At 48.4% G+C, this 6176-nt stretch carries 1 pseudogene; it reads right to left on the bottom strand.

Annotation, left to right across the window (positions count from 1 at the left end):
- A pseudogene (locus FNH22_RS28970) lies at positions 1–1088 on the bottom strand (hypothetical protein); the annotation flags it as partial.
- Positions 1089–6176 lie beyond the last annotated feature (5088 nt).

Here is a 6176-nt window from a genome sequence, read left to right as displayed (position 1 = left end):
GTACAGCCGTTCGTCGGATGAGTTACCGTCAATTCGTAAATGCCCGGTTCCGTGACGGATGGGTTTTGTAAGGCTGAACTAAAGTCAGGACCAATCCACGCGTAGGTTACTCCGGCTGTGAAAGAACTGCCTTGTAGCGTGACACTTTCCAAACTACAGGTCAGTACATCACTGACACTGGCAGTTGCACCAGGTTCAGTTATGTTCTGCTCTACGGTTACCTGGGCGGTAGAGGTACAGCCGTTCGTCGGATGACTTACCGTCAACTCGTAAATACCAGATGCGGTAACCGTTGGATTTTGTAAGGATGAACTAAAGTCAGGACCATTCCACGCATAGGTCACTCCAGTTGTAGCTGAAGCTCCTTGCAACGTGACACTTTCCAAACTACACGTCAGTACATCACTGACACTGGCGGTTGCACCAGGTTCCGTTATGTTCTGCTCCACCGTCACCTGGGCTGTGGAGGTACAGCCGTTCGTCGGATGAGTTACTGTCAATTCGTAAATGCCCGGTTCCGTGACGGATGGGTTTTGTAAGGCTGAACTAAAGTCAGGACCAATCCACGCATAGGTTACTCCGGTTGTAGCTGAAGCTCCTTGCAACATAACACTCTCCAAACTACAGGTCAGTACATCACTGACACTGGCAGTTGCACCAGGTTCAGTTATGTTCTGCTCTACGGTTACCTGGGCTGTGGAAGTACAGCCGTTCGTCGGATGAGTTACCGTCAACTCGTAAATACCAGATGCGGTAACCGTTGGATTTTGTAAGGATGAACTAAAGTCAGGACCACTCCACGCGTAGGTTACTCCAGTTGTAGCTGAAGCTCCTTGCAACGTGACACTTTCCAGACTACACGTCAATACATCACTGACACCGGCAGTTGCACCGGGTTCAGTTATGTTCTGCTCTACGGTTACCTGGGCAGTAGAGGTACAGCCGTTCGTCGGATGAGTTACTGTCAATTCGTAAATGCCAGGTTCCGTGACGGATGGGTTTTGTAAGGCTGAACTAAAGTCAGGACCATTCCACGCATAGGTTACTCCGGTTGTAGCTGAAGCTCCTTGCAACATAACACTCTCCAAACTACAGGTCAGTACATCACTGACACTGGCAGTTGCACCAGGTTCAGTTATGTTCTGCTCTACGGTTACCTGGGCTGTGGAAGTACAGCCGTTCGTCGGATGAGTTACCGNGGTTCAGTTATGTTCTGCTCCACCGTCACCTGGGCTGTGGAGGTACAGCCGTTCGTCGGATGAGTTACCGTCAACTCGTAAATACCAGATGCGGTAACCGTTGGATTTTGTAAGGATGAACTAAAGTCAGGACCAATCCACGCGTAGGTTACTCCGGTTGTAGCTGAAGCTCCTTGCAACATAACACTCTCCAAACTACAGGTCAGTACATCACTGACACTGGCAGTTGCACCAGGTTCAGTTATGTTCTGCTCTACGGTTACCTGGGCTGTGGAGGTACAGCCGTTCGTCGGATGAGTTACCGTCAATTCGTAAATGCCCGGTTCCGTGACGGATGGGTTTTGTAAGGCTGAACTAAAGTCAGGACCAATCCACGCGTAGGTTACTCCGGCTGTGAAAGAACTGCCTTGTAGCGTGACACTTTCCAAACTACAGGTCAGTACATCACTGACACTGGCAGTTGCACCAGGTTCAGTTATGTTCTGCTCTACGGTTACCTGGGCTGTGGAAGTACAGCCGTTCGTCGGATGAGTTACCGTCAATTCGTAAATGCCAGGTTCCGTGACGGATGGGTTTTGTAAGGCTGAAGTAAAGCTTTCCGGACCACTCCAGGAATAGGTAACGCCAGTCGTAGCTGAAGCTCCTTGCAACGTAACACTGGTAACAGCACATGTAAGCACCTCGCTTACATCAGCCGTAGCCCCTGGCTCGGTGATATTTCCTTCCACTACCACCTGTGCAGTTGAAGTACAGCCATTGACCGGATCAGTCACTGTCAGGGTATAAGTTCCCAAGGTATTAACCGAAGGGTTTTGCAACGTGGAAGTAAAGCTTTCAGGCCCACTCCACGCATAGCTAACACCAGTGGCAGATGAACCTCCCTGTAACACAACACTCGGCGTAGCACAGGTCAATTCATTACTTACACCGGCAGTAGCGCCAGGTTCGGTGATATTCTGTTCTACGACCACCTGATCAACAGCCATACACGAATTCAACGACTGCTCGGTAACCGTCAACGTGTAAGTTCCGGGTTCGGTCACCTCAACAACTCGTCCCGAAGCCCTAAAAGACCCAGGCCCTTTCCAGGAATAAGTAACCGCCAGCGGGTTATTAGAAGTACCTTGTAATGTAACACTCGTTGTGGTACATGTAAGTACACCATTTACACTGGCAGTAGCACTTATCGGATTACTGACCTGTTCCACCAACACCTGCGCAGTTGAAGTACAACCATTAGCAGGATTGGTAACTGTTAATACATAAGTTCCCGGTTCATCGACTATAGGATTTTGTAAGACTGAACTAAAATCAGGACCACTCCAGGCATAGCTAACACCCGTTGTAGAAGACGTACCTTCTAATATAACCTCCGGATGACAACCCAGAATCCCATTTATGCTCGCATTTGCTCCTGGTGCTGTTATGTTTTGTTCTACTAACACCTGGGCCGTTGAAGTACAGCTATTGGTAGGATCGGTAATCGTCAGGGTGTAAGTTCCGGGGGCACCAACCGAAGGATTTTGTAACACTGAAGTGAAGTTTCCAGGGCCGCTCCAGGCATAGCTAACGCCAGTTGTAGCCGAAGCGCCTTGTAACGAAACACCGGTCATGGTACACGTCAACTCGTCACTTACACCGGCAGTAGCACCAGGTGCAGTAATGTTCTGTTCCACTACTACCTCGGCTGAAGAGGTACAGCCGTTGAGCGTATCGGTGACTATCAAGGTGTAAGCTCCAGGCGCACTGACGGAAGGATTTTGTAGCGCTGAAGTGAAGCTTTCAGGGCCACTCCAGGCATAGCTGACACCAGCTGCATTCGAAGTACCTTGTAATGAAACACTGGTTACGGCACACGTCAGCTCGCCACTTACATCAGCTGTAGCTCCAGGTGTAGTAATGTTCTGTTCTACCTCAACCTGCGCTGTATAAGTACAGCCATTGGCCGATTTGGTGGCTACCAGCTCGTAAATTCCAGGTTCAGTGACCACAGGGTTTTTCAATACTGAAGTAAAGCCATTAGGACCACTCCAGACATAACTAAGGCTGACAGAACTAAACGGAAGAGTTTGAACCAGGATTGAAACACTTGCATTTGTACAGGTCAGTGTCCCGGTCGCGTATACCGCAAGTATAGGTGGTCCTGTTATGTCCTGCCCTACCTCGACCTGGGCGGTAGAAGTACAGCCATTGAGGGTATCAGTAACTGTCAAGATGTAATTTCCCGGCGCACTAACGGAAGGATTTTGTAATGCGGAAGTAAAGCTTTCAGGACCACTCCAGGCATAGCTAACGCTGGCCGCAGCTGAAGTACCTTGCAACGAAACACTGGTTACGGCACAGGTCAACTCGCCACTTACACCGGCGGTGGCTCCAGGTGCAGTAATGTTCTGTTCCACTGCTACCTGGGCTGAAGAGGTACAACCGTTGAGGGTATCGGTGACCGTCAAAGTATACGTTCCGGGAGCACCGACGGTAGGATTTTGTAATACGGAAGTGAAGCTTTCAGGGCCACTCCAGGCATAACTAACACCTGCTGTAGTCGATGCGCCTTGTAACGAAACACTAGATACAGTACAGGTCAACTCACCACTCACACTGGCGGTAGCATCCGGAACTGTTGTATTTCCCACAACGATAACAGTGTCTGTACCTGTACACCCTGCCACTGACGATGTGGCCGTAACTACATATTCACCAGGTGAATTAACCACTGGGTTTTGCGCTGAAGAAGTGAATCCGCCAGATCCGGTCCAACTGTAAGTAGCACCAGTTGCCGTACTCGTGGCAGACAAAGTAACCGTTGGCGTATCACAATCGATCTCATCATTTACCGATGCGGTTACATCAATTGCACCGCCGGATGTACTGCCTCTGACTATTACATCATCGAACACATAATGCTCATCCAGACCGGTGGTCTTAATTCTTAAGACGATTTTAAGGAAGCTTCCGGAAATATTGCCTGAGGACTTAATAGAGGTAAAAGGGAGCGTACCTTCAAAACTGGCAATATTAGTTTCCGCCCCACCATCCAGCATGTAAAAAACCCGGAAATAATCATACATTTTATCATTTGAATCACTATTGAGATCTCCAAAGCCCTGCGCATTTAACGAAATAGTGACATTACCAGCATCACTGATATCTATCGTTTCAGAGGTCCATTTCCCTTCACCATCCAGGTTGAAAACATAAAACTCTTTTGATCTTACCTCAAAGAAGGTATCCCCAGGGTTGCCAACCTCTTCGATAGGAGTAATTTGTGTAGACCAGGCGGTAGTACCATTATCCTGTGAGGTACCATCTGTCAGGTCAAACGACTCTGCCCATATCTCTGATCCTTCTTCCCTGGTCACTACCACGGTTTTAGAAGATGTACAACCATTTGTAGATCCGGTGCGGGTTACGGTGACCGTATATTCTCCAACAACGTTTACCACAGGGTTCTGTACGCTGGAAGTGAAACCGCCAGGGCCTGCCCAACTGTAGGTTACGCCAGAAGTGGTGGAGCTTGCTGTGAGCGTAATCGACGGCACGCTACACGAAAGATTTCCTCCGGTGGCCGAAACATTGGGTCTGCTAATGTCCTGGTCCACCATAACGGTTGCCGTACCTCCGCATCCTGAAGCGCCTGTAACTGTAACCACATAATTACCGGGCACACTGACCGATGGGGTTGCCTGGGTAGAAGTAAAATCGTTGGGGCCGAACCAACTGAAGCTTCCGTCAGCAGAATTAATATTGGTAGATAGGGTAACCTGTGTATTAGTACATGTCAGTATGCCATCAGCCGAGGCAGTGACATTTAATCCGGCACTTGAATTAGACTTAATTTTTACCCTGTCAAAAAAGTACCTTTCATCATCGGTCGACGTTACCGCCCGCACAATGATTTGAAGGGTGTTCCCTTTCAACCAATCAGCAGTGGCAGTAACGTTCACACCCTTACCAACATGGATGCCGTTATGAAAAGGAATTTCCATCCCTCCGTTTATGCTGTAAAACACTTTTATATAATCCGGATCATCCCATTCATCACCATTAAGTATGCTGCTACTAAGTTCTACAGATGCACTGACCGAGGCCTTGCCGGAAATATTAATTTGTTCTGAACGCCAGACACCTTCCTGATCATTATTGGATATTTTAATTTTACTGTCTGCCACTTTAAAAATGCCTTTCTCATTTTGGATAGACCAGGCAGTCGCTCCATTATCCACTGTAGCGCCGTGGGCCAGATCTGCAAATTTCTCGAACCAGATAGTTTCAGTTTGGTTTGTAGGAGGAGTTACCTCTACGGACGTGGACTTCGTACAACCTCCTGGTGTAGTGGCAGTAACGGTATAGGTTCCCGCAACAGAAACTTCAGGGTTTTGCTGACTGGAAGAAAAACCATCAGGTCCCGTCCAACTGTAGGTAACTCCAGGCGTAGTAGAGCTTGCTGTAAGAGTAACACTGCTGTTAGCTTCACAGGAAAGGCTTCCGCCTGTAGCAGAAACATTGGGTGGGCTACTATTCTCATTGACAGTAACCATTGCCGTACCTCCACAGACTGAACTGCTCGTAACAGTAACTGCATAATTGCCCGGCACGCTGACCGATGGAGTTGCTTGTGTAGAGGTAAAACCTTCGGGGCCAACCCAGCTAAAACTTCCATCGGAAGCACTAACATTGGTAGACAGTGTAACCTGCGTGTTTGTACAGGTAAGTACACCGCTGGCCGTGGCGGTGACATTTAGTCCAGCACTCGTATTGGACTTAATTTTCACCCTGTCAAAAAAGTATTTCTCGCTGGTATGCGTTGTTACTGCGCGTACAATGATTTGAAGCGTATTACCCACTAACCAATCGGCCGTGGCAATATCGTTTACGCCCTTACCTATATGGATGCCATCTTTAAAAGGAATTTCTGCTCCTCCATTTATCCTATAGAACACTTTTATGTGATCTGAATCTTCCCACGATTCACCACTG

Origin of the sequence: Fulvivirga sp. M361 (genome assembly GCF_007097395.1) — a bacterium.
Classification (GTDB): domain Bacteria; phylum Bacteroidota; class Bacteroidia; order Cytophagales; family Cyclobacteriaceae; genus Fulvivirga.
This window is presented reverse-complemented; position numbering and strand designations above follow the sequence as displayed.